Origin of the sequence: Mesorhizobium sp. M7A.F.Ca.CA.004.06.1.1 (genome assembly GCF_003999135.1) — a bacterium.
In the GTDB taxonomy this organism is placed as follows: Bacteria; Pseudomonadota; Alphaproteobacteria; order Rhizobiales; family Rhizobiaceae; genus Mesorhizobium.
This window is the reverse complement of record NZ_RZPQ01001023.1, coordinates 1-1,635: the sequence shown is the minus strand read 5'-3', so window position 1 is coordinate 1,635 and position 1,635 is coordinate 1. Positions and strand designations below refer to the sequence as shown.

Here is a 1,635-nt window from a genome sequence, read left to right as displayed (position 1 = left end):
CTGCCGAACTGGTCGCCATCGTTGATCCGGATCAGCCAGGCATCGTATTCGGCGCCCTTGTGGCCGCGCGCCAGAAGCTCTTCCAGCATGACGGTGACCTTGACGCCGTTCGGCGTCGCCAGCGAATAGAGCTGCAACGGATGCTTGCCGACGGGCAGTTCCTTGTCATGCGTCGGTCCGGCGATCGGCCGGTTGATGCTGGCAAAGGCTCCGCCGCTCGGCTTGTTCCAGGTCCATACTTTCGGCGGGGTGTAGTCGGTCATTTCGTGGCCTCGTGTCGGGGAAGGATGGCAGGTCGCCATAAACTAGGGCTGCGGATGTGTAAGTTCAACTTGCGTTGAACTATTATCGATGCCCGCAGGGCCAACATCGGCAATTGGGCACTTCCTTACCCTTGCGCCTTCTCCGGCGTGGCATACCTATAGAAGATGTCGCCAAAGCCCACCCAGGACAAAAGCATGACCATCAATCCCAATCCGCGCTCGGTCGTTGCCGTGCGGGCCACTGTCCCCGAAGATGCCTTTACAGCCGGGGCGCTCGGCACGCTCAGGGAAGGCAGCGGCGTCGTCATTCGCAATGACGGGCTGGTGTTGACCATCGGCTATCTCATCACCGAAGCGGAAGAGGTCTGGCTGACCAGCCATGACGGCCGCGTCATCCCCGCGCACGCGCTCGCCTATGACCAGGAATCGGGCTTTGGCCTGGTGCAGGCGCTGGCGCCGCTCGGCCTGCCGGCCGTGGCGCTGGGCGATGCCGGCAAGGCCAGGATCGGCGACGCCGTCGTGCTGGCCGACGGCATCGGCCAGTCGGTGCAGGCCAGGATCGTCACCAAGCAGGAATTCGCCGGCTATTGGGAATATCTGCTCGACGAGGCGATCTTCATTGCACCGGCGCACCCCTCCTGGGGCGGTGCCGGGCTGTTCGGCGCTGACGGCTCGCTGCTCGGCATCGGTTCGCTGCGCCTGCAGATGAGCCGCAACGGCGAGGTCGCCGATATCAACATGGTGGTGCCGATCGATCTTTTGCCGCCCATTCTCGACGACCTCCTGACACGCGGCCAGGTGGCCAAGCCGCCGCGCCCGTGGCTCGGCGCCCTGTCGGCCGAAAGCGACGGCAGGGTGGTGGTGATGAGCGTGACCGAGGGCGGCCCGGCGGCCAAGGCCGGCCTGCGCCAGGGCGACATCATCTCCGACATCCGGGACGGCGCGGTCGACGGGCTGGCCGATTTCTATCGCAAACTGTGGGAAAGCGGCTCGGCGGGGGCCGAGATTCCGATGCGAGTGTTGCGCGACGGCCGCGAAACCTGGCTGCGCGTCAAATCGGCCGACCGCGGCAGTTTTCTGAAAAAGCCGCAACTGCAGTAGACGCGTCGATGGCGTCGGCGATGTCATCGGGTTGCCAATTCGCCCGACGGGCAGCCGCTCGGCCATCGCGGCCAGGGCCTCGTCGGGATTGCCCAGCGCCTCACGCGCCTGTCGCAGCCGGTTCTCGCCGCGCCCCGCGATGATCACACTGGCCCCAGCCTCAACGCAGCGCCGGGCCAGCGCCAGACCCATGCCGGAGCCGCCACCGACGATCAGGATTTTCTGATTTGAAATGCTCATTCGCACTGCCTTGGCTTGGATGGAGAAGGGC

The 1,635-nt window shown here is 65.4% G+C and carries 1 protein-coding gene and 2 pseudogenes; 1 reads left to right on the top strand and 2 read right to left on the bottom strand.

What is annotated here, in order from left to right:
- Positions 1 to 263, bottom strand: a pseudogene (locus EN906_RS33400) (glutathione-dependent disulfide-bond oxidoreductase); the annotation flags it as partial.
- A 195-nt stretch (positions 264 to 458) separates the two neighbouring features.
- Between EN906_RS33400 and EN906_RS33395 the strand changes: the two are divergent.
- The gene (locus EN906_RS33395; protein ID WP_013530631.1) at positions 459 to 1,364 is read left to right on the top strand and encodes a S1C family serine protease; all 906 of its coding nucleotides are present in this window, start codon (positions 459 to 461) and stop codon (positions 1,362 to 1,364) included.
- 87 nt (positions 1,365 to 1,451) lie between these two features.
- Here EN906_RS33395 and EN906_RS33390 read toward each other — a convergent pair.
- Positions 1,452 to 1,604, bottom strand: a pseudogene (locus EN906_RS33390) (SDR family NAD(P)-dependent oxidoreductase); the annotation flags it as partial.
- Positions 1,605 to 1,635: the final 31 nt, after the last annotated feature.